Origin of the sequence: Pseudomonas sp. OA65 (genome assembly GCF_017498305.1) — a bacterium.
GTDB lineage: Bacteria > Pseudomonadota > Gammaproteobacteria > Pseudomonadales > Pseudomonadaceae > Aquipseudomonas > Aquipseudomonas zanjanensis.
Window position 1 is genome coordinate 26,767 of sequence record NZ_JAGDEZ010000018.1, and the last position, 24,795, is coordinate 51,561.

At 62.0% G+C, this 24,795-nt stretch carries 21 protein-coding genes; 11 read left to right on the plus strand and 10 right to left on the minus strand.

Features of this window, described 5'->3' with window-relative positions; all coding sequences use genetic code 11:
• From J3361_RS16720 to J3361_RS16730, 3 genes are all read right to left on the minus strand, one after another.
• A complete protein-coding gene (locus J3361_RS16720) occupies positions 1–1,896 on the minus strand; it encodes a PhoX family phosphatase (RefSeq protein WP_207965502.1) in 1,896 nt (631 codons plus the stop codon).
• Positions 1,897–1,963: 67 nt separating this feature from the next.
• Positions 1,964–2,728 carry a TOBE domain-containing protein gene (locus tag J3361_RS16725; RefSeq protein WP_207965503.1) on the minus strand — a complete coding sequence of 255 codons (765 nt, stop codon included), beginning with the start codon at positions 2,726–2,728 and terminating at the stop codon, positions 1,964–1,966.
• Positions 2,729–2,786: 58 nt separating this feature from the next.
• On the minus strand, positions 2,787–3,527 hold the full coding sequence (locus J3361_RS16730) for a ComF family protein (RefSeq protein ID WP_207965504.1): 741 nt from the start codon (positions 3,525–3,527) through the stop codon (positions 2,787–2,789).
• A 90-nt stretch (positions 3,528–3,617) separates the two neighbouring features.
• Here J3361_RS16730 and bioB point away from each other — a divergent pair, with 90 nt between their 5' ends.
• The 11 genes from bioB (at position 3,618) to J3361_RS16785 (ending at position 16,812) form a co-directional block, all read left to right on the plus strand.
• Complete coding sequence (bioB, locus tag J3361_RS16735; protein ID WP_186706935.1) at positions 3,618–4,673, plus strand: biotin synthase BioB; 1,056 nt, start codon at positions 3,618–3,620, stop codon at positions 4,671–4,673.
• A 151-nt stretch (positions 4,674–4,824) separates the two neighbouring features.
• A complete protein-coding gene (bioF, locus tag J3361_RS16740) occupies positions 4,825–6,003 on the plus strand; it encodes an 8-amino-7-oxononanoate synthase (RefSeq protein WP_207965505.1) in 1,179 nt (392 codons plus the stop codon).
• Positions 5,996–6,727, plus strand: a complete 732-nt coding sequence (locus J3361_RS16745) for an alpha/beta fold hydrolase (RefSeq protein ID WP_207965506.1) — start codon at positions 5,996–5,998, stop codon at positions 6,725–6,727. The genes bioF and J3361_RS16745 overlap by 8 nt, the downstream gene beginning before the upstream one ends.
• Positions 6,720–7,532 (plus strand): malonyl-ACP O-methyltransferase BioC, encoded by an 813-nt coding sequence (gene bioC / locus J3361_RS16750; protein ID WP_207965507.1) that lies wholly within the window; start codon positions 6,720–6,722, stop codon positions 7,530–7,532. The genes J3361_RS16745 and bioC overlap by 8 nt, the downstream gene beginning before the upstream one ends.
• Positions 7,529–8,209, plus strand: a complete 681-nt coding sequence (gene bioD / locus J3361_RS16755; protein ID WP_207965508.1) for a dethiobiotin synthase — start codon at positions 7,529–7,531, stop codon at positions 8,207–8,209. Before bioC ends, bioD begins: the two co-directional genes overlap by 4 nt.
• A gap of 119 nt (positions 8,210–8,328) precedes the next feature.
• Positions 8,329–8,625: a pyrroloquinoline quinone biosynthesis protein PqqE gene (locus tag J3361_RS16760; RefSeq protein ID WP_207965509.1), complete on the plus strand. Its 297-nt coding sequence runs from the start codon at positions 8,329–8,331 to the stop codon at positions 8,623–8,625.
• A 276-nt stretch (positions 8,626–8,901) separates the two neighbouring features.
• Positions 8,902–10,707 carry a phenylacyl-CoA dehydrogenase gene (locus J3361_RS16765; protein WP_053125979.1) on the plus strand — a complete coding sequence of 602 codons (1,806 nt, stop codon included), beginning with the start codon at positions 8,902–8,904 and terminating at the stop codon, positions 10,705–10,707.
• Between the two features lie 387 nt (positions 10,708–11,094).
• Positions 11,095–12,384: a GGDEF domain-containing protein gene (locus tag J3361_RS16770; RefSeq protein ID WP_207965510.1), complete on the plus strand. Its 1,290-nt coding sequence runs from the start codon at positions 11,095–11,097 to the stop codon at positions 12,382–12,384.
• 91 nt (positions 12,385–12,475) lie between these two features.
• Positions 12,476–14,272 carry an acyl-CoA dehydrogenase C-terminal domain-containing protein gene (locus J3361_RS16775; RefSeq protein ID WP_207965511.1) on the plus strand — a complete coding sequence of 599 codons (1,797 nt, stop codon included), beginning with the start codon at positions 12,476–12,478 and terminating at the stop codon, positions 14,270–14,272.
• 256 nt (positions 14,273–14,528) lie between these two features.
• Positions 14,529–16,307, plus strand: a complete 1,779-nt coding sequence (locus tag J3361_RS16780) for an acyl-CoA dehydrogenase C-terminal domain-containing protein (protein WP_207965512.1) — start codon at positions 14,529–14,531, stop codon at positions 16,305–16,307.
• A gap of 346 nt (positions 16,308–16,653) precedes the next feature.
• The gene (locus tag J3361_RS16785) at positions 16,654–16,812 is read left to right on the plus strand and encodes a YqaE/Pmp3 family membrane protein (protein ID WP_003177654.1); all 159 of its coding nucleotides are present in this window, start codon (positions 16,654–16,656) and stop codon (positions 16,810–16,812) included.
• 141 nt (positions 16,813–16,953) lie between these two features.
• Here the strand turns inward: J3361_RS16785 and J3361_RS16790 are convergent, their stop codons facing one another.
• The 7 genes from J3361_RS16790 to pqqF all read right to left on the minus strand — a co-directional run bounded on the left by J3361_RS16790 (position 16,954) and on the right by pqqF (position 24,779).
• Positions 16,954–18,783: a S9 family peptidase gene (locus J3361_RS16790; protein WP_207965513.1), complete on the minus strand. Its 1,830-nt coding sequence runs from the start codon at positions 18,781–18,783 to the stop codon at positions 16,954–16,956.
• Entirely contained in the window at positions 18,749–19,900 is a 1,152-nt protein-coding gene (gene pqqE, locus J3361_RS16795; RefSeq protein ID WP_207965514.1) for a pyrroloquinoline quinone biosynthesis protein PqqE, read from the minus strand. The genes J3361_RS16790 and pqqE overlap by 35 nt, the downstream gene beginning before the upstream one ends.
• Positions 19,872–20,147, minus strand: coding sequence for a pyrroloquinoline quinone biosynthesis peptide chaperone PqqD (gene pqqD, locus J3361_RS16800; protein ID WP_207965515.1), 276 nt, complete (start codon positions 20,145–20,147; stop codon positions 19,872–19,874). The genes pqqE and pqqD overlap by 29 nt, the downstream gene beginning before the upstream one ends.
• The gene (gene pqqC / locus J3361_RS16805) at positions 20,144–20,896 is read right to left on the minus strand and encodes a pyrroloquinoline-quinone synthase PqqC (protein WP_186729607.1); all 753 of its coding nucleotides are present in this window, start codon (positions 20,894–20,896) and stop codon (positions 20,144–20,146) included. The genes pqqD and pqqC overlap by 4 nt, the downstream gene beginning before the upstream one ends.
• A 214-nt stretch (positions 20,897–21,110) precedes the next feature.
• Positions 21,111–22,022, minus strand: a complete 912-nt coding sequence (gene pqqB, locus J3361_RS16810) for a pyrroloquinoline quinone biosynthesis protein PqqB (RefSeq protein WP_207965516.1) — start codon at positions 22,020–22,022, stop codon at positions 21,111–21,113.
• An 80-nt stretch (positions 22,023–22,102) separates the two neighbouring features.
• The gene (gene pqqA / locus J3361_RS16815) at positions 22,103–22,177 is read right to left on the minus strand and encodes a pyrroloquinoline quinone precursor peptide PqqA (protein WP_003177660.1); all 75 of its coding nucleotides are present in this window, start codon (positions 22,175–22,177) and stop codon (positions 22,103–22,105) included.
• A 169-nt stretch (positions 22,178–22,346) separates the two neighbouring features.
• Entirely contained in the window at positions 22,347–24,779 is a 2,433-nt protein-coding gene (gene pqqF / locus J3361_RS16820) for a pyrroloquinoline quinone biosynthesis protein PqqF (protein ID WP_207965517.1), read from the minus strand.
• Positions 24,780–24,795: the final 16 nt, after the last annotated feature.

A 24,795-nucleotide genomic window follows, 5' to 3' on the forward strand; every position in this document is an offset into this window, starting at 1 on the left:
TCAGGCGCCGATGACTCCGCCATCCTCCCGCGTGATCACCATCACCGACGAGCGCGGCTTGCCGTTGGGCAGGTGCTCAGGGAAGGTCGAGCCGCCGCTGGGATGCTGGATCCCGACGAACAGGGTCTTGTAGTCCGGCGCGAAACTGATCCCGGTCACTTCGCAGCCTACCGGCCCGACCATGAAGCGGCGGATCTCACCGCTGTTGGGGTCGGCGCAGAGCATCTGGTTGTTGCCCATGCCCGCGAAGTCGCCAGCGTTGCTCGAGTCACCGTCGGTCTGGATCCACAGCCGCCCGGCCTTGTCGAAACCCAAGCCATCGGGGCTGTTGAACATGTTCTGCGGGTTGATATTGGACGAGCCGGCCTTTGGCGTACCCGCGTGTACCGTTGGGTTGCCGGCGACCACGAACAGGTCCCAGTCGAAGGTCTTGGAGGCGTGATCGTCACGGTCGGTGCGCCAGCGCAGGATCTGCCCGTAGACGTTCTTGGCCCGCGGGTTCGGCCCGTCCACCGGCTGGCCGGCATCGCCGCGCTTGGAGTTGTTGGTCAGGGTGCAATAGACCTGGCCGTCCTTGGGGCTGACCACGATCCACTCCGGGCGGTCCATGCGAGTGGCGCCAACAGCACTGGCGGCCAGGCGCGCATGGATCAACACCTCGGCCTGGTCAGCGAAACCGCTGCTGGCGTCGATGCCGTTCTTGCCATGGGTCAGTTCGATCCACTGGCCTTTACCCTTGGGATGATCCGGGTTGCCGTCGCCGGCATCGAAGCGCGCCACGTACAACGTGCCATGGTCCAGCAGGTTGCGGTTGGCCTTGGCATTGCGATGGTTGATGCGCTCGCGGCTGACGAACTTGTAGATGAACTCGCCACGTTCGTCGTCGCCCATGTACACCACGGCGCGACCGTCATTGGTCTGCGCCAGGGCCGCGTTTTCATGTTTGAAGCGGCCCAGGGCGGTGCGTTTTACCGGGGTGGATTCTGGATCGAACGGATCGATTTCCACTACCCAGCCGTGGCGATTGAGTTCGTTGGGGTTCTTCGCCAGGTCGAAACGCGGATCGTGCAAATGCCAATTGATTTCGCTGCTGGTGACGGTGGCGCCATAGCGTTTTTGTGCCGCATCGAATTGCAGGTCCGACTGGCTGCTGCCGAAGCAGTCAGTGAAGTTTTCTTCGCAGGTCAGGTAAGTGCCCCACGGCGTCATGCCGTTGGCACAGTTCTGGAACGTGCCGAGGACTTTCTTGCCACTCTTGTCGGCACTGGTCTTCAGCAGGTCGTGCCCGGCGGCCGGGCCGCGCAGGCGGATCGGCGTGTTGCCGTGGATCCGGCGGTTGTAGCGCGAGTCCTGGACGAATTGCCACTGGCCGCGACGGCGTTGGATTTCGATCACCGACACGCCTTCGCTGGCCTGGGCCTTGCGCACGTCTTCGGCCGATTGCGGTTGGCCGCCGTGAGGGAACAGGTATTGGTAGTTGGTGTACTCGTTGTTGATCGCCAACAGCGCCCGGTTCTTGTCGCCCGGGAATTCGAACAGGCTCATGCCGTCGTTGTTGTCGCCAAACTGCATTTCTTGTGCACGGGCGGTGCCATTGCCGCTGGGGTCGAACGCCGGTGCATTTTTCTTCAGTGGCTGGCCCCAACTGATCAACACCGAGGCCTTGTAGCCCGGCGGCAAGGTAATGGTGTCGGCGGTGGAGGCCGCAATGCTGTTGAAGCCCAGCATGCTTTTGTTGCCTTCACTCACGGCGGCCGCCATGACGCTGCGGCTCAGCAGGTTGCCGCCCAGGAACATCGCTGCGCCGCACAAGGCGCCAGCGCCGATAAAACGGCGACGGCTCAGGCCGACGATCTTTTCCAGGTCGGTGGATTGGTTTTCTTCTAATAGGCTCATCATCAGGCTCCCTGCTGGTTTTGGCAGTCACCTTAAAGCGGGTCGATGAAACTATTGTTGCAACGCGCTACAGCGGTGTGCCGAGCAGCACATTTGTTGCTGAAAACGTCACTTGTACGGGTGAACCGGCTGCCAGGTCCTGCGCTTGCAACTGTAGCGGATCGGCCAGGGCGCACAGCGTCTGGCCGTTGGGCAGGCCGATGCGAACTTCGCTGGGGCCGTTTTGGGCGGCGTCGACCTGCTCGATCATGCCGCGCAGCGTATTGATCCCCGGTTTTTCCGCGTGCTCGACAGGATGCAATTGCAGCCAGCCGGCCTTGATCAGCGCCACCACGTCGGTGCCGACACCCAACTCCAGGCGCAGCGTGCTGTCGTGGGTGATCTGCGCTTCGATGACCAAGCCCCGGGCCAGCTCCAGGCGTACCCGGTCGTTATGTCCCTGGGCCTCGATGCCCAGGACCTTGCCGTGCAATTGATTGCGGGCGCTGGTGCGCAGCATCAGGCGGCTGAGCAGGCCGAGGTCGCCAGCGTCTTCGCTGGCTTCCAGCAGTTGTGCCTGCAGTGCTTGCAGGCGCAGATAAAGGCGCAGCACCCGATGGCCTTCCTCCGACAGCTTGGCGCCACCACCGCCCTTGCCGCCGACGCTGCGTTCCACCAGCGGTTGATCCGCGAGGTTGTTCAACTCATCGATGGCGTCCCACGCCGCCTTGTAGCTCAGGCCCGCGCTCTTGGCGGCGCGGGTGATCGAGCCTTGTTCGGCGATGTGCTGCAGCAGGGCGATGCGCTGGGGTCGCCGGACGATGTGCTGGGTCAGGAGCGTGGGCAATGACATGACAGAGAACTGCGTGCGAAGGTCGATGGGCGGACGTTGGCGCCTTGGGCGCGGTACGTCAAGCCGACTCGCCGGGTTTCGGCGTGCGAGCCAGGCAGTACACATCGACCCGCGCGGCGCCGGCATCCAGCAATAGAGCCGCCAGCGCCTGGGCGGTGGCACCGGTGGTGAGCACATCGTCGACCAATGCCAAATGACGGTTGCGCAATGAAGCCTCCGGCATTAGGGCAAAGGCCTGGCGCAGGTTGTGTCGCCGGGCCTTGGCATCGAGGGCCTGTTGAGCAGGGGTGTCCTGGGTGCGGCGCAGCAGGTTTTCTTCGCAAGGGATCCTCAGCGGTCCACTGAGCCAGCGGGCCAGCAGCGCCGCTTGGTTGAAACCGCGCTGGCGCAGGCGTCGGGTCGCCAGTGGCACCGGTACCAAGGCGTCGGGCCGTTCCAGCCCTTCGTCGAAGTGATGTTGCAGCGATTGCGCCAGCAGTTCGCCCAGCAGCCGGCCCAGAGGCCATTTCGCCTGATGCTTGAAGCGGGTGATCAGGCTGTCCACTGGGAAGTCGTAGACCCAGGGTGCCAGGACCCGTTCGAAGGCCGGCGGCCGCGCGGCACATTGGCCGCAACGCAATCCGGCCATGGGCAGCGGCAGGGCGCAGACGCTGCATTGATCGCCGAGCCAGGGCAGCTCGCTTTCGCAGGGGGTGCAGAGAGGCTGCGGCGTATCGGTGCTTTCGCCGCACAGCAAGCAGAATTGTTTGTTTTTTAACCAGATGTAAACCGGTCCTTTGTATCGTGGTTGACAGCGCATGACTCTTCCTTAAATATGCCGAACATCCGTGTCGCGCCTGTGGGTATTCCATGCCCCAGGCGCCAGCCAAGCATAATCAAGGAAATGCCCATGAGCGCCAGCACCACTGCCAACCTGCGTCATGACTGGTCTTTGGCCGAAGTCAAAGCACTCTTTGTCCAGCCATTCAATGACCTGTTGTTCCAGGCGCAGACCGTGCACCGCGCGCACTTCGACGCCAACCGCGTCCAGGTTTCCACGCTGCTGTCGATCAAGACCGGCGCTTGCCCGGAAGATTGCAAATATTGTCCGCAGTCCGGTCACTACAACACCGGGCTGGATAAAGAGAAGTTGCTCGAAGTGCAGAAGGTCCTCGAAGAGGCTGCACGGGCCAAGGCCATCGGTTCGACCCGCTTCTGCATGGGCGCGGCGTGGAAGCACCCGTCGGCCAAGGACATGCCGTATGTGTTGGAGATGGTCAAAGGCGTGAAGGCCATGGGCCTGGAAACCTGCATGACCCTGGGCCGCCTCGATCAGGAGCAGACCGAAGCGCTCGCCCAGGCCGGCCTGGACTACTACAACCACAACCTCGACACCTCGCCGGAGTTCTACGGCAGCATCATCACCACCCGTACCTACAGCGAGCGCCTGCAAACCCTGGCCTACGTGCGTGATTCGGGGATGAAGATCTGCTCCGGCGGCATCCTGGGCATGGGCGAGTCCTTGGACGACCGCGCCAATCTGCTGATCCAGCTGGCGAACCTGCCGGAGCACCCGGAATCGGTGCCGATCAACATGCTGGTCAAGGTCGCCGGCACGCCGCTGGAGAATGCCGAAGACATCGATCCGTTCGATTTCATCCGCATGCTCGCCGTGGCGCGGATCATGATGCCCCAGTCCCACGTACGTCTTTCCGCCGGCCGTGAAGCAATGAACGAGCAAATGCAGGCCCTGGCATTTTTTGCCGGCGCCAACTCGATTTTCTACGGCGACAAGCTGTTGACCACCGCCAACCCGCAAGCCGACAAGGACATGCAGTTGTTCGCACGCCTGGGCATCCAACCCGAAGCCCGCGAAGAACATGCCGACGAAGTGCACCAGGCGGCCATTGAACAGGCGTTGGTGGAGCAGAAGAGCAGCGAGCAGTTCTATAACGCCGCCCTCTGAGCTAACACGACACCAAGTGTGGGAACGGGCTTGCTCGCGAAAGCGGTGCGTCAGGCAAAGTAATGTTGTCAGACACACCGCCTTCGCGAGCAAGCCCGCTCCCACAGGGGATCTACTTCAGCCCTTTAAATAGCGTTCACCCGAGGCCTGCATGCCCTTCGATCTCGCCGCACGCCTGGCTGCCCGTCGTGCCGACAATCTCTATCGCCAGCGCCCGCTGCTCGAAAGCCCCCAGGGCCCGGAGGTGGTGGTGGACGGCCAGCCCCTGCTGGCGTTCTGCAATAACGATTACCTGGGCCTGGCCAATCACCCGCAAGTGATTGAAGCCTGGCGCGCCGGGGCGCTCCGTTGGGGTGTCGGTGGTGGCGCTTCCCATTTGGTGATCGGCCACAGCAGCCCGCATCACGCCTTGGAAGAAGCCCTGGCCGACCTGACCGGGCGTCCGCGAGCGTTGCTGTTCACCACCGGCTACATGGCCAACCTCGGCGCCGTCACCGCGCTGGTGGGGCAGGGCGACACGGTGCTGGAAGACCGCCTCAACCATGCCTCGCTGCTTGACGCCGGGCTGCTGTCCGGTGCGCGTTTCAACCGATACCTGCACAACGATGCCCGGAGCCTGGCCAGCCGTCTGGAGAAAGCCACCGGCAATACCCTGGTGGTCACCGACGGCGTGTTCAGCATGGACGGCGACCTTGCCGACCTGCCGGCCCTGGCCCGTGAAGCCAAGGCCAAGGGCGCCTGGTTGATGGTCGATGATGCCCACGGCTTCGGTCCGCTGGGGGCCAACGGCGGCGGTATCGTCGAGCATTTCGGCTTGAGCCAGGACGATGTGCCGGTACTGGTGGGCACCTTGGGCAAGGCCTTTGGCACCGCCGGGGCTTTTGTCGCCGGCAGTGAAGAACTGATCGAAAGCCTGATCCAGTTCGCGCGGCCCTACATCTACACCACGAGCCAGCCGCCGGCTTTGGCCTGCGCCACCCTCAAGAGCCTCGAACTGCTGCGCAGCGAACATTGGCGTCGCGAACACTTGCAGGTGCTGATCCGCCAGTTCCGCCAGGGCGCCGAGCAGATCGGCCTGCAATTGATGGACAGCTTCACGCCGATCCAACCGATCCTGATTGGCGATGCGGGGCGGGCCATGCACATGTCGCAGATGCTGCGTGAGCGCGGGCTGATGGTCACGGCGATCCGTCCACCCACCGTGCCGGCCGGCAGCGCTCGCTTGCGTGTAACCCTGACCGCCGCCCACAGCGAGGCCCAGGTGCAGCTATTGTTGAATGCACTGGCCGAGTGTGCTGCCCTGTTGGGACCGGAGCCAAGCCATGCGTGATCGACTGATTCTATTGCCCGGCTGGGGTCTGGGCGTTTCCCCGCTGGAGCCGCTGGCGGCGGCGTTGCAAGGGCTCGACGAACACCTGCGGGTGGAAATCGAGCCACTGCCGGCATTGCTGTCGAGCGATCCCGATGAATGGCTCGAAGAGTTGGACGCCACCGTGCCCCAGGACGCCTGGCTTGGCGGCTGGTCCCTGGGCGGCATGCTGGCCTCGGCCCTGGCGGCGCGTCGGGGGGAGCATTGCTGCGGCTTGTTGACGTTGGCGAGCAATCCGGCCTTTGTCACCCATGAACAATGGCCGAGCGCGATGGACGGCCCGACCTTCGATGGCTTTCTCGCCGGTTGTGCGGCCGACCCACGCCAGACTCTCAAACGCTTCAGCCTACTGTGTGCCCAGGGTTGCAGCGATCCGCGCGGCTTGTCGCGGTTGCTATTGGCCGGGGCGCCGAACGCCTCACCTGAAGTACTGATGGCCGGGCTCGAGCTGCTGGCGCAATTGGATACTCGCGCCGCATTGCAGAGCTTCCGCGGCCCGCAATTGCATCTGTTTGCCGGGCTCGACGCCTTGGTGCCGGCTGAGGCTGCGGGTGATTTGCTGGTCTTGCTGCCGGATGTTGAAATCGGTCTGATCGAACAGGCCGGCCACGGATTCCTTCTGGATGACCCGCACGGTGTAGCGGGGGCGATCCAGGCTTTTTTGCATGAGTCCGGTGATGACTGATTTGTCCCTTCCCCCATTGCCCGGCGCCCTGCCCGACAAACGTCAGGTAGCGGCTTCGTTTTCCCGGGCGGCGAGCAGCTATGACAGCGTGGCCGAGCTGCAGCGCGACGTCGGCCAGCAATTGCTCGATCGCTTGCCAACTTCGTTCATGCCGCAACGTTGGCTGGACCTAGGGTGTGGCACCGGCTATTTCACCCGCGCCCTGGGCGCGCGTTTCGGCGCGAGCACAGGGCTGGCGCTGGATATCGCCGAAGGTATGCTCAACCATGCTCGACCCCAAGGTGGCGCCGCGCATTTTGTCGCCGGTGACGCCGAGCGGCTGCCTTTGCAGGCGGCGAGCTGCGACCTGGTGTTCTCCAGCCTGGCGGTGCAGTGGTGCGAGGATTTTGCCGCGGTGCTGAGCGAGGCTCATCGTGTGTTGAAACCGGGCGGAGTGTTGGCCTTTGCCAGCCTCTGTGTGGGCACTTTGTACGAATTGCGCGACAGTTGGCGTCAGGTGGATGGCTTGGTGCACGTCAACCGTTTCCGGGGGTTCGAGACGTATCAACAGCTTTGCGCGGTCAGCGGGCTGAAGGTCGTCAGTCTTGAAAACTGTCCCCATGTGTTGCATTACTCCGACCTGCGCAGCCTGACCCATGAATTGAAAGCGTTGGGGGCCCATAATCTGAACCCTGGTCGCCCTGGCGGCTTGACGGGCAGGGCGCGGATCCTCGCGCTGGTTGAAGCTTATGAGCAGTTTCGCCAGGCACAGGGGCTGCCCGCGACTTACCAAGTGGTCTACGCCGTTTTGGAGAAACCGCTATGAGCCAAGCCTATTTCATCACGGGAACCGACACTGATGTTGGCAAGACCACCGTCGCGGCGGGCCTGCTGCATGCTGCGCGGCAGGCCGGCATGAGCACGGCTGCCGGAAAACCCGTGGCTTCCGGCTGCAACGTGACGCCCAAGGGCCTGCGCAACGCCGATGCCTTGGCCTTGCTGGCGGAATGCTCGGTGCCGTTGACTTATGCACAGGTCAACCCGGTGGCGTTCGAACCAGCCATAGCACCGCACTTGGCCGCCCGGGAGGCGGGCGTGGCGTTGACGGTGCAGTCGCTGTTGGGGCCGATGCGTGAAGTGCTGGCGCTGGGCGCCGACTTCACGTTGATCGAAGGCGCGGGCGGTTGGCGCGTGCCGCTGGCCGGCCAGGATAATCTGTCCGACCTGGCGATAGCGCTGGGCTTGCCGGTGATCCTGGTGGTGGGCGTGCGCCTGGGTTGTATCAGCCACGCGTTGTTGACCGCCGAGGCGATCGCCCGTGATGGCTTGCAGCTTGCCGGCTGGGTCGCGAACATCATCGACCCGGCCACCTCGCGCCTGGAAGAAAACCTGGCAACCCTGGCCGAGCGACTCCCCGCACCCTGTCTGGGCAGGGTGGCGCGGATCCAGAGCGTGACGGCCGAAGCCGTGGCCGAACACTTGCAATTGGATCTGCTGGACTGACACCTCAACAAGATTTTGCCTATGGCAAGGCACTGTGCCATTAGTGTTTTTGTCGGGCCTTTTCACGGGGCTTCTGATTCAATGGCCACTGTCGACCCTTCAAGAAGACGAGCTCTGCCATGGAGATCTCAGGAAATACCGCGTTCTATGCCGGTCTGAGTACGATTCAGACAGGGCAGAACCGCGTCGATCAGGCGTCCAGCCAGATCGCCAACAATACGATCGAGCGTTCGGTCACCAGTCAATCGTCCGAAGTCCAAGTGGATCGACTGCGTTCAGTGGATCGCAGCCAGCAATCTGACCTGGCCAGCAACATGGTCGAAATGGCCCAGGGCAAGTCCCAGGTGCAGCTGGGTGTGAGCGTGGCCAAGGCATCCGACGAAATGCTCGGTACGTTGATCGATACCTTTGCCTGATCCCGTTCCTCCAGATTTACGAAAACGCCGCGATTATTCGCGGCGTTCTTGTCTCTAACGTCTTATTGCTCAACTAATCTTTTCCTACGCGCATCGCGGATTCTTCATTGCGATGGATTTCCCGTATCCGACATTTTCTTCGGCTGATGACGAACGGCAAAAGATCGGCGCTTGACAAGATTTGGGCGTAAACGTATGTTTCAAACAACTGTTTGACCGCTACAACAAATCCACGCGGTCGTTCATTCCCGGTTACATCAGCAGAGGTTTATCGCTATGCCTGACTACAAGGCCCCCTTGCGTGATATTCGCTTCGTTCGTGACGAACTGCTTGGCTACGAAGCGCATTATCAGAGCCTTCCGGCTTGCCAGGACGCAACTCCGGACATGGTTGACGCCATTCTCGAAGAAGGCGCCAAGTTTTGTGAGCAGGTGCTGGCTCCGCTGAACCGCGTGGGTGACATCGAAGGTTGCACCTGGAGCGAGTCCGGCGTGAAAACCCCGACCGGTTTCAAGGAAGCCTACAAGCAATTCGTCGAAGGCGGCTGGCCAAGCCTGGCCCACGACGTCGAGCATGGTGGTCAAGGCCTGCCGGAGTCCCTGGGCCTGGCGGTCAGCGAGATGGTCGGTGAAGCCAACTGGTCGTGGGGCATGTACCCGGGCCTGTCCCATGGCGCGATGAACACGATTTCCGAACACGGTACGCCCGAACAGCAAGAGGCCTACCTGACCAAACTGGTGTCCGGCGAATGGACCGGCACCATGTGCCTGACCGAACCGCACTGCGGCACCGACCTGGGCATGTTGCGCACCAAGGCCGAGCCTCAGGCCGACGGCTCCTACAAGGTTTCCGGTACGAAGATTTTCATCTCGGCCGGCGAACACGACATGGCCGACAACATCGTCCACATCGTGCTGGCACGCCTGCCCGATGCACCGGCCGGCACCAAGGGCATTTCCCTGTTCATCGTTCCCAAGTTCCTGCCTAACGCCGACGGCACCATTGGCCAGCGCAACGCGGTGAGCTGTGGTTCCCTGGAACACAAGATGGGCATCCACGGCAACGCCACCTGCGTGATGAACTTCGACGCGGCCACCGGTTTCCTGATCGGCCCGGCGAACAAAGGCCTGAACTGCATGTTCACCTTCATGAACACCGCGCGTCTGGGCACTGCGCTGCAAGGCCTGGCCCACGCCGAGATCGGCTTCCAGGGCGGCCTGAAATATGCCCGTGACCGCCTGCAAATGCGCTCCCTGACCGGTCCGAAAGCGCCAGACAAGGCTGCCGACCCGATCATCGTCCACCCTGACGTGCGTCGCATGCTGCTGACCATGAAAGCCTTCGCCGAAGGTAACCGGGCGATGGTCTACTTCACCGCCAAGCAGGTCGACATCGTCAAGTACGGCGTGGATGAAGAAGAGAAGAAAAAAGCCGATGCGCTGCTGGCGTTCATGACCCCGATCGCCAAGGCCTTCATGACCGAAGTTGGTTTCGAGTCCGCCAACCATGGCGTGCAGATCTATGGCGGCCACGGTTTCATCGCCGAATGGGGCATGGAGCAGAACGTTCGCGACAGCCGTATCTCGATGCTGTACGAAGGCACCACCGGTATCCAGGCCCTCGACTTGCTGGGCCGTAAAGTGCTGATGACCCAGGGCGAGGCGCTCAAGGGCTTCACCAAGATCGTCCACAAGTTCTGCCAGGGCAACGAAGGCAACGAAGCGGTCAAGGAGTTCGTCGAACCCCTGGCTGCGCTGAACAAGGAATGGGGCGAACTGACCATGAAAGTCGGTATGGCAGCCATGAAGGATCGCGAAGAAGTGGGCGCGGCATCGGTGGATTACCTGATGTACTCCGGTTACGCCTGCCTGGCTTATTTCTGGGCCGACATGGCACGCCTGGCGGCGGAAAAACTCGCCGCCGGCACCACCGAAGAAGCCTTCTACACCGCCAAGCTGCAGACCGCGCGCTTCTACTTCCAGCGCATCTTGCCGCGTACCCGTACCCATGTGGCAACCATGCTGTCGGGCGCCAACAACCTGATGGACATGAAAGAAGAAGACTTCGCGCTGGGCTACTAAGCCTTAGGCGGTTCTTCACACAGCCGCTGCTTCTTCGGGAGTAGCGGCTTTTTCGTGTCTGCGATAACCCCAAATCAAGGCAAACCCGTGGCGAGGGAGCTTGCTCCCGCTGGGCTGCGAAGCGGCCCCAAACCTGCCAAATGCGGAATATCAGACACACCGCACCCGCCGGTTTACGACTGCTTCGCAGCCGAGCGGGAGCAAGCTCCCTCGCCACAGGAGGGGCGCGGTGATCCTGAAACAATATTCATCCAACCCAACCCTAAGAAATCCTCCCGCTCTGCCGTTACAGCGATGGCAGTGTGACATCTGTCACATCTCGCGTGCCTTACTGTTCCAGTTGCAGGCACAATGCCATCTTTGATCAGCCGGGTCGGAGCTTTACCCTTGCCGCGTTTTTCCGCTGTACGTCTGAGCCATTTCCTACCGTCGTTGCTGTTGTTGGTGGCGGGGCTTGCGGCTGCCTACGTCAAGGATCTCAACGTTTTCTTCACTTCGTTGTTCAACGTTCTGCCAACGCTGGTGTTGTTGCTGGGCGGGGCGTATAGCGCCGTCTACCGACGTCAACGCGAGCTGTTTCTGATGGTCACGGTGTACATCGCCTACTTCCTCCTGGACACCCAGACCGACTTCTATCGTGATAACGGCAAGGTGCGCGAAGACGCGGCGGTGGTGTTCCATCTCGTCTGCCTGTTGTTGCCGCTGCTGTTCGGGTTGTTCGCGGCGTGGCAGGAGCGCACCCACTTGTTCCAGGACATGGTGGCGCGGTTCGCGGTGTTGCTGGTTTTCGGCAGCGTGGCGCTGGCCCTGGAGCAGAGTTTTCCCCAGGCCTTGCTGTTGTGGCTTTCGGAGATCCGCTGGCCCGCGTTGCACGGCGCCTGGATGAGCCTGATCCAATTGTCCTACCCGATGTTCGCCGCCGCGTTCCTGCTGCTGGCCTGGCAATACTGGCGTAACCCCCGGCCGTTGCACGCGGCGCAATTGGTGGGACTGCTCGGGTTGTTCTGGATGTTGCCGAAAACCTTCATCCTGCCATTCACCCTGAACATCATGTGCAGCCAGGTGATGTTGATGATCGCCGCGGCGGTCGCCCACGAGGCCTATCAAATGGCCTTCCGTGACGAACTCACCGGCCTGCCGGGCCGTCGGGCACTGAACGAACGCATGCAGCGCCTGGGGCGTAACTATGTGTTGGCGATGAGCGACGTGGACCATTTCAAGAAATTCAACGACACCCACGGCCACGATGTGGGGGATCAGGTGCTGCGCCTGGTCGCCAGCAAACTGTCGAAAATCGGCGGTGGCGGTAGGGCGTATCGCTACGGCGGTGAGGAATTTGCCCTGGTGTTCGCAGGCAAGACCATCGACGAGTGCATGCCCCATCTGGAAGTCATCCGCCAGTCCATCGAGACATACGCGATCCAGCTACGCAATCCCGACAGCCGTCCCCAGGACGATCAGCAAGGCCGCCAGCGTCGCTCCGGCGCGGGTGCGTCCAGCGTATCGGTGACGGTCAGCATCGGTGTCGCGGAACGTCTCGAACAACGCACGCCCGAAGAAGTGCTCAAGTCCGCCGACCAGGCGCTGTATAACGCCAAGGGCGCGGGACGTAACTGTGTGGTCGCGTTCGGCCAGAACCGTCGTGGCGCGGTGCGCATGGAAGCCGCCGCGGGTTGAGTGATGACGGCGCATTCAGCGTCTGGACTGTGATTGTGGGCCTGGGTGGCCGGCAGTAGGTTGGAACGATCTGCTACCGGAGAAAACCACCATGCCCGAGTACCAAGCCCCCCTGCGCGACATGCGCTTTCTGATCGATCATGTCTTCGATTTCCATGGCCGTTATGCCGAACTGGGTGCCAGCGATGCCAGCCCAGACATGGTCAGCGCGATCCTCGAGGAAGGCGCCAGGTTCTGTGAAAACGTGTTGGCGCCGCTCAATCGCTCCGGTGATGAAGAGGGCTGCCATTTCGACAACGGCGTAGTCACCACGCCTACAGGTTTCAAGCAGGCTTTCGCACAATACGTGGAAGGCGGCTGGCACGGCTTGGCGGCGGATCCGGCCTATGGTGGCCAAGGCTTGCCCAGCTCCCTGGGCCTGGTCATCAGCGAGATGATCGGTTCCAGCAACACGTCCTGGGGCATGTACCCCGGCCTGACTCACGGCGCCATGTCAGCCATTCACGCCCACGGCAGCGCAGAACAGAAACAGACCTACTTGGGCAAACTCACCGCCGGCCAGTGGACCGGCACCATGTGCCTGACCGAAGCCCACTGCGGCACCGACCTGGGCATCATCAAGACCCGCGCTGTGCCCCAGGCCGACGGCAGCTACGCGATCTCCGGCAGCAAGATCTTCATTTCCGCCGGCGAACACGACATGAGCGATAACATCATCCACCTGGTGCTGGCCAAGTTGCCGGATGCTCCCGCCGGGACCAAAGGCATCTCGTTGTTCATCGTGCCCAAGTTCCTGCCCGACGCCTCGGGTGAGGCCGGGGTGCGCAATGGCGTGTCCTGTGGCTCGATCGAACACAAGATGGGCATCAAGGCCTCGGCCACTTGCGTGCTGAACTTCGACGGGGCCAAGGGGTTCCTGATCGGCGAGCCGAACAAGGGCCTCAACTGCATGTTCACCATGATGAACCACGCCCGGCTCGGCACCGGCATGCAGGGCCTGTGTCTGGGGGAAGCGAGCTTCCAGGGTGCGATCAAATACGCCAACGACCGTTTGCAAATGCGCGCGCTGACCGGCCCCAAGGCGCCGGAAAAAGTCGCCGACCCGATCATCGTCCATCCCGATGTGCGCAGGATGTTGCTGACCATGAAAGCCTTCAACGAAGGCAACCGGGCGCTGACCTATTTCACCGCGCAACTGCTCGATACCGCCCACCTGAGCCCGGACGAAACCGCCCGCCAGGAAGCCGAGGACCTGCTGGCGTTCCTCACCCCGATCTGCAAGGCCTTCATGACCGACACCGGGCTGGAGGTGACCAACCACGGTATGCAGGTCTTCGGCGGCCACGGCTTCATTCGCGAGTGGGGCATGGAGCAGTTGGTGCGCGACTGTCGCATTGCACCGATCTACGAGGGCACCAATGGCATCCAGGCCTTGGATCTGCTGGGGCGCAAGGTATTGGGTAGTCAGGGCAAGTTGCTGCGTGGCTTCACCAAAATCGTCCATAAATTTTGCGCCGCCAACGCTGGACATCCGCAGCTCAAGGATTACGTGGCGCAACTGGACGGGCTCAACCAGCAATGGGGCGAACTGACCACCCGGGTTGGCATGGCCGCCATGAAGAACCCGGATGAAGTGGGCGCCGCCTCAGTGGACTACTTGATGTACAGCGGCTACATCATCCTGGCCTACCTGTGGTTGCGCATGGCCTTGGTGGCCCAGGCGCAACTCGACAGCGGCACGGGAAATGGTGATTTTTGCCAGGCCAAATTGGCGACGTGCGAGTTTTACTTCAAGCGCCTGTTGCCGCGTACGACCGCTCATCGGGCCGCCATCGAGGCGGGGAGTGATTGCCTGATGCAATTGCCTGCGGAGTTGTTTGCACTCTGATGGGCTGAAACATTTCTCTGTGGCGAGGGAGCTTGCTCCCGCTGGGCTGCGCAGCAGACCCTCTTTGTGAGCGCTGCGCACTCAAGCGGGAGCAAGCTCCCTCGCCACGATAAATTACTCGAACTTCGGTTATGACTAAAAATAACAAAACAGTCATTGGTTGACCCTATGTGTCGCAAAAGTTGTTGAGGTACACTCAGGTCACTGCGAAAAACCGTCTTTTACGAACAATTGTTTAGATCCTGCGAGGTTTGCCATGGCTGACTACAAAGCGCCCCTGCGCGATATGCGCTTCGTCCTCAATGAAGTGTTCGAGGTCGCGAAACTCTGGGCCCAATTGCCGGTGCTGGCCGACACCGTGGACGCTGAAACGGTCGAAGCGATCCTGGAAGAAGCCGGCAAAGTCACCAGCAAAAGCATCGCGCCTCTCAGTCGCTCCGCTGACGAAGAAGGTTGCCACTGGGCGGACGGCGCCGTCACCACGCCGGCAGGTTTCCCACAGGCCTACAAGACGTATGCTGAAGGCGGTTGGGTCGGTGTCGGCGGTGACCCGGTGTACGGCGGCATGGGCATGCCCAAGGCCGTTTCGGCCCAGGTCGAGGAAATGGTCAACTCCGCGAGCCTGTCCTTCGGCCTGTACCCGATGCTGACCGCCGGTGCTTGCCTGTCGATCAATGCCCATGCCAGCGAAGAGCTGAAGGCGACGTACCTGCCGAACATGTACGCTGGCGTCTGGGCCGGTTCCATGTGCCTGACCGAGCCCCACGCCGGTACGGACCTGGGGATCATCCGCACCAAGGCCGAGCCCCAGGCCGACGGTTCCTACAAGGTCAGTGGCACGAAGATCTTCATCACCGGTGGCGAGCACGACCTCACCGAGAACATCATTCACCTGGTACTGGCGAAACTGCCGGACGCGCCGGCAGGCCCCAAGGGCATTTCGCTGTTCCTGGTGCCCAAGTTCATGGTCAATGCCGACGGCAGCCTGGGCGCGCGCAACGCGGCCAACTGCGGGTCGATCGAACATAAGATGGGCATCCAGGCGTCCGCCACCTGCGTGATGAACTTCGATGAAGCCGTGGGCTATCTGGTGGGCGAGCCGAACAAAGGCCTGGCGGCGATGTTCACCATGATGAACTACGAGCGCCTCGGGGTTGGCATCCAGGGCTTGGCCACCGGTGAGCGCTCCTACCAGAACGCCGTCGAATACGCCCGCGACCGCCTGCAAAGCCGTTCGCCCACCGGTGCGCAGAACAAGGACAAGGTCGCTGACCCGATCATCGTCCACCCCGACGTGCGTCGGATGCTGCTGACCATGAAAGCCTCGAACGAGGGTGGCCGGGCGTTTTCCACCTACGTGGCGATGCAACTGGACACCGCCAAGTTCAGCGAAGACCCGGTCACCCGCAAGCGCGCCGAAGACTTGGTGGCGTTGCTGACGCCGGTGGCCAAGGCGTTCCTGACCGACCTCGGCCTGGAAACCACCGTCCATGGTCAACAAGTGTTCGGCGGCCATGGTTACATTCGTGAGTGGGGCCAGGAACAACTGGTGCGTGACGTGCGCATCACCCAGATCTACGAAGGCACCAACGGTATCCAGGCGCTGGACCTGGTGGGGCGCAAGATCGTTGGCAGCGGCGGTGCGTTCTACCGCTTGTTCGCCGATGAGATTCGCCATTTCACCGCCACGGCGAGCAGCGACCTGGAAGAGTTCGTCAAGCCGTTGAACAGCGCGGTCGACACGCTGGACGAATTGACCGACTGGCTGCTGGACCGGGCGAAGAGCAACCCGAACGAAATTGGCGCCGCGTCGGTGGAATACCTCCAAGCGTTTGGCTACACCGCCTATGCCTACATGTGGGCACTGATGGCCAGGGCGGCCCTGGGCAAGGAACACCAAGAGGATTTCTACGCGAGCAAACTCGGCACGGCGCGGTTCTATTTCGCCCGCCTGCTGCCGCGTATTCATTCCTTGAGTGCGTCGGTCAAGGCCGGCAGCGAGTCGCTGTTCCTGCTGGAAGCCAGCCAGTTCTGAAACGATGACATTGTGTAAGTATTTGCTTACACAACGTGCCGGTGTTTTCCCTCTATCGGCGAATTGGATCCAGGGCTAACCTAGCTTCCATGGACGTAGCGCAGGACGCGCAAAAGTAACAACACGGACACGTAGGATTCTGCCAGGACGGCGGAGTGAAATGGATGTCAGGGAAACAGTCTGCAAAGCCCCGCTTCGGCGGGGTTTTCTTTTGCCTGCGTTTTTATTCTTGCAGGTGTCCAACCCTTGGGGCTGCTTCTGTATGCGTCCCACTGAACCCTGACGAGCGGTCTGGGGTCAATGAGCTATAGGGCAATTTGGCCATCATCGATCAGGGGAGTCATCCATGGATTTCATTCGCATCATTATCGCCATCCTGCTGCCACCACTGGGGGTGTTCCTGCAAGTGGGCTTTGGCGGGGCGTTCTGGCTGAATATCCTGCTGACGCTGCTGGGTTACATTCCCGGCATCGTGCACGCGGTGTACATCATCGCCAAGCGCTGAGAACCTGGCGCAAATTTAAAGAGTTGTTGAAAGCCCTGTGGGAGCGAGCCTGCTCGCGATAGCGGTGTATCAGTCTGTAGGGATGTTGACTGAACCATTGCTATCGCGAGCAGGCTCGCTCCCACATTGGTTTGGCATCTCCTATGTGGAGCCATCCATCACCTTGCGATAGAACAACCACTCATGCTCCAGGGCATGCGCCTGGTTCGCCGCCTTGCGAAAACCGTGGCGTTCATCCGGATAGTAGTGCGTCTCGACCGCCACGCCGTTGGCCTGTAAAGCGGTGACCATGTCGCGGGTTTGCTGCGGCACCACCACGGCGTCCAGTTCACCCTGGAAAAAGATCACCGGCACGCGGATGTTCCCGGCGTGCAACAGCGGAGTACGGGCGCGGTAGCGTTCGACGTCTTGTTGCGGGTCGCCGATCAGCCAGTCCAGGTAATCACCTTCGAACTTGTGCGTGGCCCGGCCGAGGGCGACAGGATCGCTCACGCCATAGAGGCTCGCGCCGGCGCGGAATACATCCTGGAACGCCAAGGCGCAGAGGGTCGTGTAGCCACCGGCACTGCCACCGCGAATGAACGCGTGACGGCTGTCAATCAAGCCTTGTTCATCCAGGTAAGCAACCACCGCGCAGGCGTCCTCGACATCCACGACGCCCCAATTCAAATGCAACGCCTGGCGGTAGGCCCGGCCATAGCCGCTGCTGCCGCGGTAGTTGAGGTCGGCGACGGCAAAGCCACGCTGGGTCCAGTACTGGATACGCGGATCGAGCAGGGGGTAACAGGCCGAAGTGGGACCACCGTGAATGAACACCACCAAGGGCGGCTTCGCGGCTGCATTCTTGGCCGGGTAGAAGAACCCGTGGGCCTCACCTGACCCGGATGGATACCGCAGGGTCTGGGGGCGACTGATCTGTTCGATGGGCAACGGCGCGACACCGCCGGCCAGCACCGCCACTTCATGACGCTGCCGCTCGATGGCAATGACTGTCGATGGACTGGTCGGCGAGGCAGCGATGGCGTAGATGAACCGCTCATCCAGCGCCAGGCTGCGAAAGCGGCTGTAGGTGCCGGTGAAGTCTTCGCTGGCATCGTCACGGCGGCACAGGCCCAGGCGTCCGAAACCCGCTTCAGTCCAGCTTGCCAGGTAGGTGTGTTCGTCCAGTGGCAGCCAAGTACAACCACCCAACTGCCATGGCGCGGGGGCATGATCGGCTGCGGCGGCGGGCAATGGTTCTAAATCCTGGGCCGATTCCATCCAGGGCTGCCAATAACCCCCGCGATCAGTCAGGCAGTAAAGGCGACTGGCCGCGTCGAAGCGCGGTTGCTGGATAGACTCTTCTTCACCGCTGCCGGCCACACAGCGCGGCTCACTCCAGCCCGAAGCATTGCGCTCGGCCAGCATCAAGCGCGTTGCTGTCCAGGGTTGATGCGGACGGCTCCATTCAATCCAGGCAAGCCGCTGGCCATCCGGGCTCAGCGTAGGTGCCGCGTAGAAATCAGCGCCTTCGGCCAACAGATGCCGTTGACGATCCGCCAACCCGATCGACACCAGGCGATGCTGGTTGGCCTGTTCTTCCACCGCCAACACCTGGCCGTCGGCGAAGGCAAGGTCGCCATAGCGGCACTCGCCCGAGGTCAGCGCTACGGGGCGCCCATCACTCAGGGATTGGTGGTACAGCTGTTGGTCGGCCTCGTTGACGAACAGCACGCCGTCGTTGCTCAGGCAGAACGACCCGCCGCCGTATTCATAGACCCGACTGCGGGCGCTGAAGCCGTCCGGCGTCAGGCAGCGAGCCTTGGCGTCTTGCCAATGCCAGATCCGGCAGGCGCCATCCGCGGGGCGGTACTCATTCCAGAACAAGCCCAGAGGCCCGAGCTGCAGTTCGGCGAAGTCGGTGCCGGCGGCTACGGCCTGGGTGGCGCTGAAAGGCTCAGCATTTAGCGATGAGGCGCGAGTTTCGTTCATTGCGAAAGGCCAACTGTTCAATGGTTTGTGTGGCGTGCTCGGCTTCTTCGCGCGCCTTTAGAATCACCCCGTGATGTTCGGATTTACTGCACACCGGGTCGGCATTGCTGGCATCGCCCGTGAGCATGAACGCCTGGCAGCGGCAGCCGCCGAAATCCTTTTCCTTTTCATCGCAAGAGCGACACGGTTCGGGCATCCAGTCATAACCGCGGAAGCGGTTGAAGCCGAACGAGTCGTACCAGATGTGCTGCATGCTGTGGTCGCGCACGTTGGGAAATTGCACCGGCAGCTGTCGGGCGCCGTGACAGGGGAGTGCCGTGCCGTCCGGAGTGACGGTCAGGAAAATGCTGCCCCAGCCGTTCATGCAACCCTTGGGGCGTTCCTCATAGTAGTCCGGTGTGACAAAGATAAGCTTGCACGGGTTGCCTTCAGCTTCCAGCTTGGCGCGGTATTCATTGGTGATGCGCTCGGCACGCACCAATTGCTCCCGCGTGGGCAGCAGGCCGACGCGGTTGAGCTGCGCCCAGCCATAGAACTGGCAGGTGGCGAGCTCGACGAAGTCAGCTTCGAGGGCGATGCACAGCTCGATGATGCGGTCGATCTTGTCGATGTTGTGCCGATGGGTCACGAAGTTCAGCACCATCGGATAGCCGTGGGCCTTCACCGCCCGGGCCATTTCCAGTTTCTGCGCGAAGGCTTTCTTCGAGCCGGCCAGGAGGTTGTTCACCTGCTCGTCGCTGGCCTGGAAACTGATCTGGATATGGTCCAGGCCGGCTTTCTTGAAGTCGCTGATTTTCTGTTCGGTCAAACCGATGCCAGAGGTGATCAGGTTGGTGTAGAAGCCCAGCCGGCGCGCCTCACCGATCAATTCGGCCAGGTCCTGGCGCACCAGCGGCTCACCGCCGGAGAAACCCAGCTGCGCGGCGCCCATCTCCCGGGCTTCGCGAAACACCTTGAACCACTGCTCGGTGCTCAGCTCCTTGCCCTGTTCGGCGAAGTCCAGCGGGTTGGAGCAGTACGGGCATTGCAGCGGGCACCGATAGGTCAGTTCGGCCAGCAGCCACAGCGGCAAACCGACGGTGGCCTTTTCAGGCAAGCGTGATCCAGTGCTCTGCACGGGCGACCTCCATGAATTGCTCGATGTCGTCACCGAGTTCCGGCACGTCGGGGAACTGCTTCGCCAACTCGCCGATGATCGCCGCGACATTCCGTTCACCATCGATCAGGCCGCCGATCAGCGCAGCGCTGTCGTTCAGCTTGATCATGCCTTCAGGATAGAGCAGCACATGGCCTTTCTGGGCCGGTTCGTACTGGAAGCGATAGCCGGGGCGCCAATGTGGGGTTTGGCTGCGGTCGAAGCTCATAAGGTAATTCCTTTGTGCCAAACCCGTTGGTCGGTCACGGTGTGATAGGGCGGGCGGTTCAGTTCGTAGGCCATGGTCATGGCGTCGAGCATGCTCCAGAGGATGTCCAGTTTGAACTGGAGAATCTCCAGCATGCGCTCCTGCCCGGCGCGGGTGGTGTAGTGCTGCAAGGTGATCGCCAGGCCATGTTCCACATCACGCCGGGCCTGGCCCAGGCGGGTGCGGAAGTATTCGTAGCCGGTCGGGTCGATCCACGGGTAATGCTGCGGCCAGCTGTCCAGGCGCGACTGGTGGATCTGCGGGGCGAACAGTTCAGTCAGCGAGCTGCTGGCGGCTTCCTGCCAACTGGCCCGGCGGGCGAAGTTGACGTAGGCGTCCACCGCGAAGCGCACGCCGGGCAGCACCAATTCCTGGGAGCGCAGTTGATCGGGGTCCAGGCCCACCGCCTGGCCCAGCCGCAGCCAGGCTTCGATGCCGCCGTCTTCGCCGGGCGCGCCGTCATGGTCGAGCAGGCGCTGGATCCACTCGCGGCGGATTTCCCGATCCGGGCAGTTGGCCAGGATCGCGGCGTCCTTGAGGGGGATATTCACTTGGTAGTAGAAGCGGTTCGCGACCCAGCCCTGGATCTGCTCGCGAGTGGCACGGCCTTCATACATCGCCACGTGATAGGGGTGATGGATGTGGTAATACGCGCCTTTGGCACGCAGGGCGGCTTCGAACTCGGCGGGGGACAGGGGGGTGTCAGTCATTTCGGTTCTCCGGGGAATAACCGCTGGCGGTTGGGGTGCCTGTTCTGGCCTTTTCGCGAGCGAGCCCGCTCCCACATTGGTTTTGCGGTGCATGAAATATCAAGTCTTACTCGGTCTCTGTGGGAGCGGGCTTGCTCGCGAATGCGTCCTGTCAGCCAGCAATAATGTTGGCTGATACAACCGCAAGCTCACGTCCACCATCGTCCTACCCTTTCTACAACTCAATACTCATTCCGTCGTAAGCCACTTCAATCTTTCGACGTACAAGCTCAGCCCGCTCGGGCGAGTCTTCGTCCAGGATCGGGTTGGTGTTGTTGATATGAATAAGGACCTTGCGCTGCTCGGGCAGTTGCTCCAGCACTTCCAGCATGCCGCCGGGGCCGTTTTGAGCCAGGTGGCCCATTTCCCGACCGGTGCGGGTGCCGACGCCACGGCGTTGCATTTCATCGTCGTCCCACATCGTGCCGTCCACCAGCAGGCAGTCGCTGCCGGCCATGATCGTTAGCAACGACTCGTCGACCTTGCCCAGCCCCGGGGCATAGAACAGCTTGCCGCCGGTGCGCAGGTCTTCGACGATCAGTCCGATGTTGTCGCCCGGGTGCGGGTCGAAGCGATGGGGCGAATAGGGCGGTGCGGCGCTGCGCAGGGGCAGCGGGGTAAAGCGCAGGTTCGGGCAGGCGGCGATGGTGAAGCTCTGGTCGAGTTCGATGCGATTCCAGCTCAACCCGCCATTCCAATGGGTCAGCATGTTGAACAGCGGAAAACCCGTGCTCAGGTCTTCATGGACCATGTCGGTGCACCAGACTTGATGCGGGCAACCTTCGCGCAGGCTGAGCAGGCCGGTGGTGTGGTCGATCTGGCTGTCCATCAGGATGATCGCGCCAATGCCCGTGTCGCGCAGGGCCCGGCCCGGCTGCATCGGGGCAAAGCCCTGGAGCTGGGCGCGAATGTCCGGAGAGGCGTTGCACAGCACCCAGTTCACCCCGTCATCGGACAGGGCGATGGACGACTGGGTACGCGCCTGGGCCCGCAGGCTGCCGTTGCGAAACCCTGCGCAGTTGGCGCAGTTGCAGTTCCACTGGGGGAAACCGCCACCGGCGGCGGAACCTAGAATCTGGACGAACATGGCTGCTCCATCTGCAAACCGAAATAAAAACGCCTCGGCTGGCCGAGGCGTAGTGCTGCGTGCTCAAGCGCTTGCAGCAATCAGCGGCTGGCGAAGTACATGGTGACTTCGAAACCGATACGCAGGTCGATATATGCGGGTTTGGACCAGGACATGGGAATACTCCTTTGGTTGGGGGAACTTGGTTCGATGGAACGGTGAGGCCTATACATATAGTCCACCTCTGTTCGGAGATGTTCAGATGCTTAGGCGGCTATGTTACTAAATCTGACAAATTCGTTCGCCGCGAATCTCGAAGAAAGCTCATTACAGCGGCTGCAATGATCACTGCGCCGCTTGCCAACCTTCTTTCGGGCAGGTTTCGTTGCTTAGGCAACACCATCCTCCTTCGGCGTCGAGCAAACCACGGGCGGCTGCCTCTAGCTGGGCGCGGTCCAGGCACAGGATGGCATCGGCCAATTGCTCAAGGTAATCCGACGGGCGGCCAGCCAGCTTGCCCTGCCAGAGCAGTTCGGCGGCCTGGGCGCGGGGCAGGGCATCAATCCGGAGTTGGGCGGCGAGCGCCTGTTGCTGGCCGGCCAGGGACGCATCATCGAGCTGCTGGATCAGCGCCGGTAACCCGACCAGGAATTGCTCGATGTGGGTGATCAATTGCGTCGCCGAGACGCTGGGCGACTGGACGCCGAACAACAACCCGGTTTGCCCATCGATCTGCTTCAAGCCGCTGAACACGGCATAACCCAACTGCAGCTCCACGCGCAGGCGCTGATAGAACGGCGTCTGGCACAGCTGTGCCAGCAACCGCCAGGCGGCTTCGTCGGCCAGCGCCAGGGTGGTGGTGGGGCAAAACAGTAACACGGCCGCTTCTTCACTGTGGGTCTGGAGCCTATGCCAGATGCGTCGCCCGCACGGCGCGGCAGTCAGGCTGATGTCCTCGCTGGCGATACCTGGCACACGGGCCAACGCCGGGCCTAGCGCACTTTGAGTGGCGGCCGACAGACCGATGGACAGTCCATCCCAACGGGCCGTTGTCCACACATCTTGATCGCTGTCGGGCATTGGCAACGCTGGCGATTGCCGGTGGTGATTCGGCAGCGCTTTGAGCAGGTGTCGAATCGGTATGGGTGTGGGTTCGTCGGCGGCCTGAGCCGTGGGCAGCGGTTGTGAAAGCTTCGCCAGAACGTGTTCGAGTACCAGCGGCATCGGGGCCTGCAAGCCGACCAGCTTCAACAACCCTTGGTGAGCGGACAGTTCGAAACTGACGTCCACGCCTGCTTGGCGAGCATCCTCACGTACGTCCTCCAAATGCCGGTCGAGTCGGGCTTGAAGATCCAGCGGTGCCTGGGTCGTCAGGTGCCAGCGCAGGTACACCGCGCCGTCGCGACCGTTGTCGGGCAGCGCCTGGCTGAACTGCATGGGCGAGCGTTCCCGCCGGCCTCGGGAGCGGTCTTGGGCGAAGGTCCGCAAGCCGCGGTGGGCGCTGGTCTGGCCGCGTATCAGCCCGGCGCGAGGCGCTTCGCTTGGCATTTGCAGGAACGGGTTGGGCGTGGGCAGTTGCCATTGCTCCGCGACGTGATCAGCGGCGTGCAGTTGCTTGAGGATGTCCCTGAGTCTCGCCAAGTCATTTGCCTGTAGCGGTTCATCACGTCCTTCACCGTCCCAGCGGGCCAACTGCAAGGCCGATCCGGTCTCCTGCCGACGCTGCAACAACGCGGTGAACTCCTCGCGCAACGGCCCCCAGGCATCCTGGGCGGCAAAGAAGCCCAACCAGTCGTGCAGCAACGGCTGGATGTGCGCCGCTGCGGGAGTGTTGCCATGCTTGAGTTCGATGTGCAGCAGTGCCTGTCCGGCAAATTCATACAGCGCAGTGGCCTTGAGGCTGTCGGCCAGGCCGCGCTGGCGCAGTGTGGCGAGCAAGCCGCCCGGTTTGCTGGAGTTCAGCCACGTACAGAGAAAGTCCAAGGCTTGGGGCGAGGCGGTGGGCAGCGTTTCGAAGGCGAACAGCAGGTCGAGACAACCTTCGCGGACCTGTCGATAACTCGTTTGGGAAGATGCCATCAGTTTTGGCGGTGATGATCTGGCGACCGCTTCACCGGTCGGCACATGGCTGCCGAACTGTTCCGCCAGCGCTTTCAAGGTATCGAGGCTCTGCGGGCCGACGAGGCTCAGGGTCATCTGGCCACTCTGGTAGAAACGGCGATAGAAATCGTGCAATGCGATTTGGAATTCGGCGTGCTCCACCGCGAGGCTGTCGCGATTACCCGCATGAAAACCCCGCAGCGGGTGGGACGCCGACAGGCCGTCATGCAAGGCAAGCTGTTGCTGGGCAGCCGTGTCCTGGGACCAGGCGATGAACTCCGCGTGCAGCACTTCTCGTTCCCGCAACTGATCGGCTTTATCCAGGCTTGGGTGGGCGAGCATGTCCCCCAATCGCTCCAATCCGTCGGCGAAGGTAGCGGGAGGCAATTCGAAGAAAAAGTCCGTGGTGCGTTCGCAGGTGCGCGCATTGATCTGACCGCCGTGCCGTTGCACGTAGGCCATCAGGGACTCACCGGTGGGAAACCGTTCGGAGCCAAGGAAGAACAGATGTTCGAGCAAGTGCGCCATGCCCGGCCAGGCCAGGGGGGCGTCATGGCTGCCAGCCGCGACGCGCAGTACCGCAGCGCTGCGCTTGAGGCCTGGGACATGACGCAAGGTCACCCGCAAGCCGTTGGCCAGGGTTTCAGTGTGGAGACGGAGGGGGGCGGGGGCCGGCATGAGCGCTTCCAGAACA

Bases quoted from the DNA above. Each gene is read 5' to 3' on its own strand.
- bioF (WP_207965505.1), top strand. From the start codon at position 4,825: ATGCCCTTCGATCTCGCCGCACGCCTGGCTGCCCGTCGTGCCGACAAT.
- pqqD (WP_207965515.1), bottom strand. From the start codon at position 20,147: ATGAGCTTCGACCGCAGCCAAACCCCACATTGGCGCCCCGGCTATCGC.
- J3361_RS16785 (WP_003177654.1), top strand. From the start codon at position 16,654: ATGGATTTCATTCGCATCATTATCGCCATCCTGCTGCCACCACTGGGG.
- J3361_RS16780 (WP_207965512.1), top strand. From the start codon at position 14,529: ATGGCTGACTACAAAGCGCCCCTGCGCGATATGCGCTTCGTCCTCAAT.
- J3361_RS16765 (WP_053125979.1), top strand. From the start codon at position 8,902: ATGCCTGACTACAAGGCCCCCTTGCGTGATATTCGCTTCGTTCGTGAC.
- bioB (WP_186706935.1), top strand. From the start codon at position 3,618: ATGAGCGCCAGCACCACTGCCAACCTGCGTCATGACTGGTCTTTGGCC.
- pqqB (WP_207965516.1), bottom strand. From the start codon at position 22,022: ATGTTCGTCCAGATTCTAGGTTCCGCCGCCGGTGGCGGTTTCCCCCAG.
- pqqC (WP_186729607.1), bottom strand. From the start codon at position 20,896: ATGACTGACACCCCCCTGTCCCCCGCCGAGTTCGAAGCCGCCCTGCGT.
- bioD (WP_207965508.1), top strand. From the start codon at position 7,529: ATGAGCCAAGCCTATTTCATCACGGGAACCGACACTGATGTTGGCAAG.
- J3361_RS16790 (WP_207965513.1), bottom strand. From the start codon at position 18,783: ATGAACGAAACTCGCGCCTCATCGCTAAATGCTGAGCCTTTCAGCGCC.
- J3361_RS16720 (WP_207965502.1), bottom strand. From the start codon at position 1,896: ATGAGCCTATTAGAAGAAAACCAATCCACCGACCTGGAAAAGATCGTC.
- J3361_RS16730 (WP_207965504.1), bottom strand. From the start codon at position 3,527: ATGCGCTGTCAACCACGATACAAAGGACCGGTTTACATCTGGTTAAAA.
- J3361_RS16725 (WP_207965503.1), bottom strand. From the start codon at position 2,728: ATGTCATTGCCCACGCTCCTGACCCAGCACATCGTCCGGCGACCCCAG.
- pqqF (WP_207965517.1), bottom strand. From the start codon at position 24,779: ATGCCGGCCCCCGCCCCCCTCCGTCTCCACACTGAAACCCTGGCCAAC.
- J3361_RS16745 (WP_207965506.1), top strand. From the start codon at position 5,996: ATGCGTGATCGACTGATTCTATTGCCCGGCTGGGGTCTGGGCGTTTCC.
- bioC (WP_207965507.1), top strand. From the start codon at position 6,720: ATGACTGATTTGTCCCTTCCCCCATTGCCCGGCGCCCTGCCCGACAAA.
- J3361_RS16775 (WP_207965511.1), top strand. From the start codon at position 12,476: ATGCCCGAGTACCAAGCCCCCCTGCGCGACATGCGCTTTCTGATCGAT.
- J3361_RS16760 (WP_207965509.1), top strand. From the start codon at position 8,329: ATGGAGATCTCAGGAAATACCGCGTTCTATGCCGGTCTGAGTACGATT.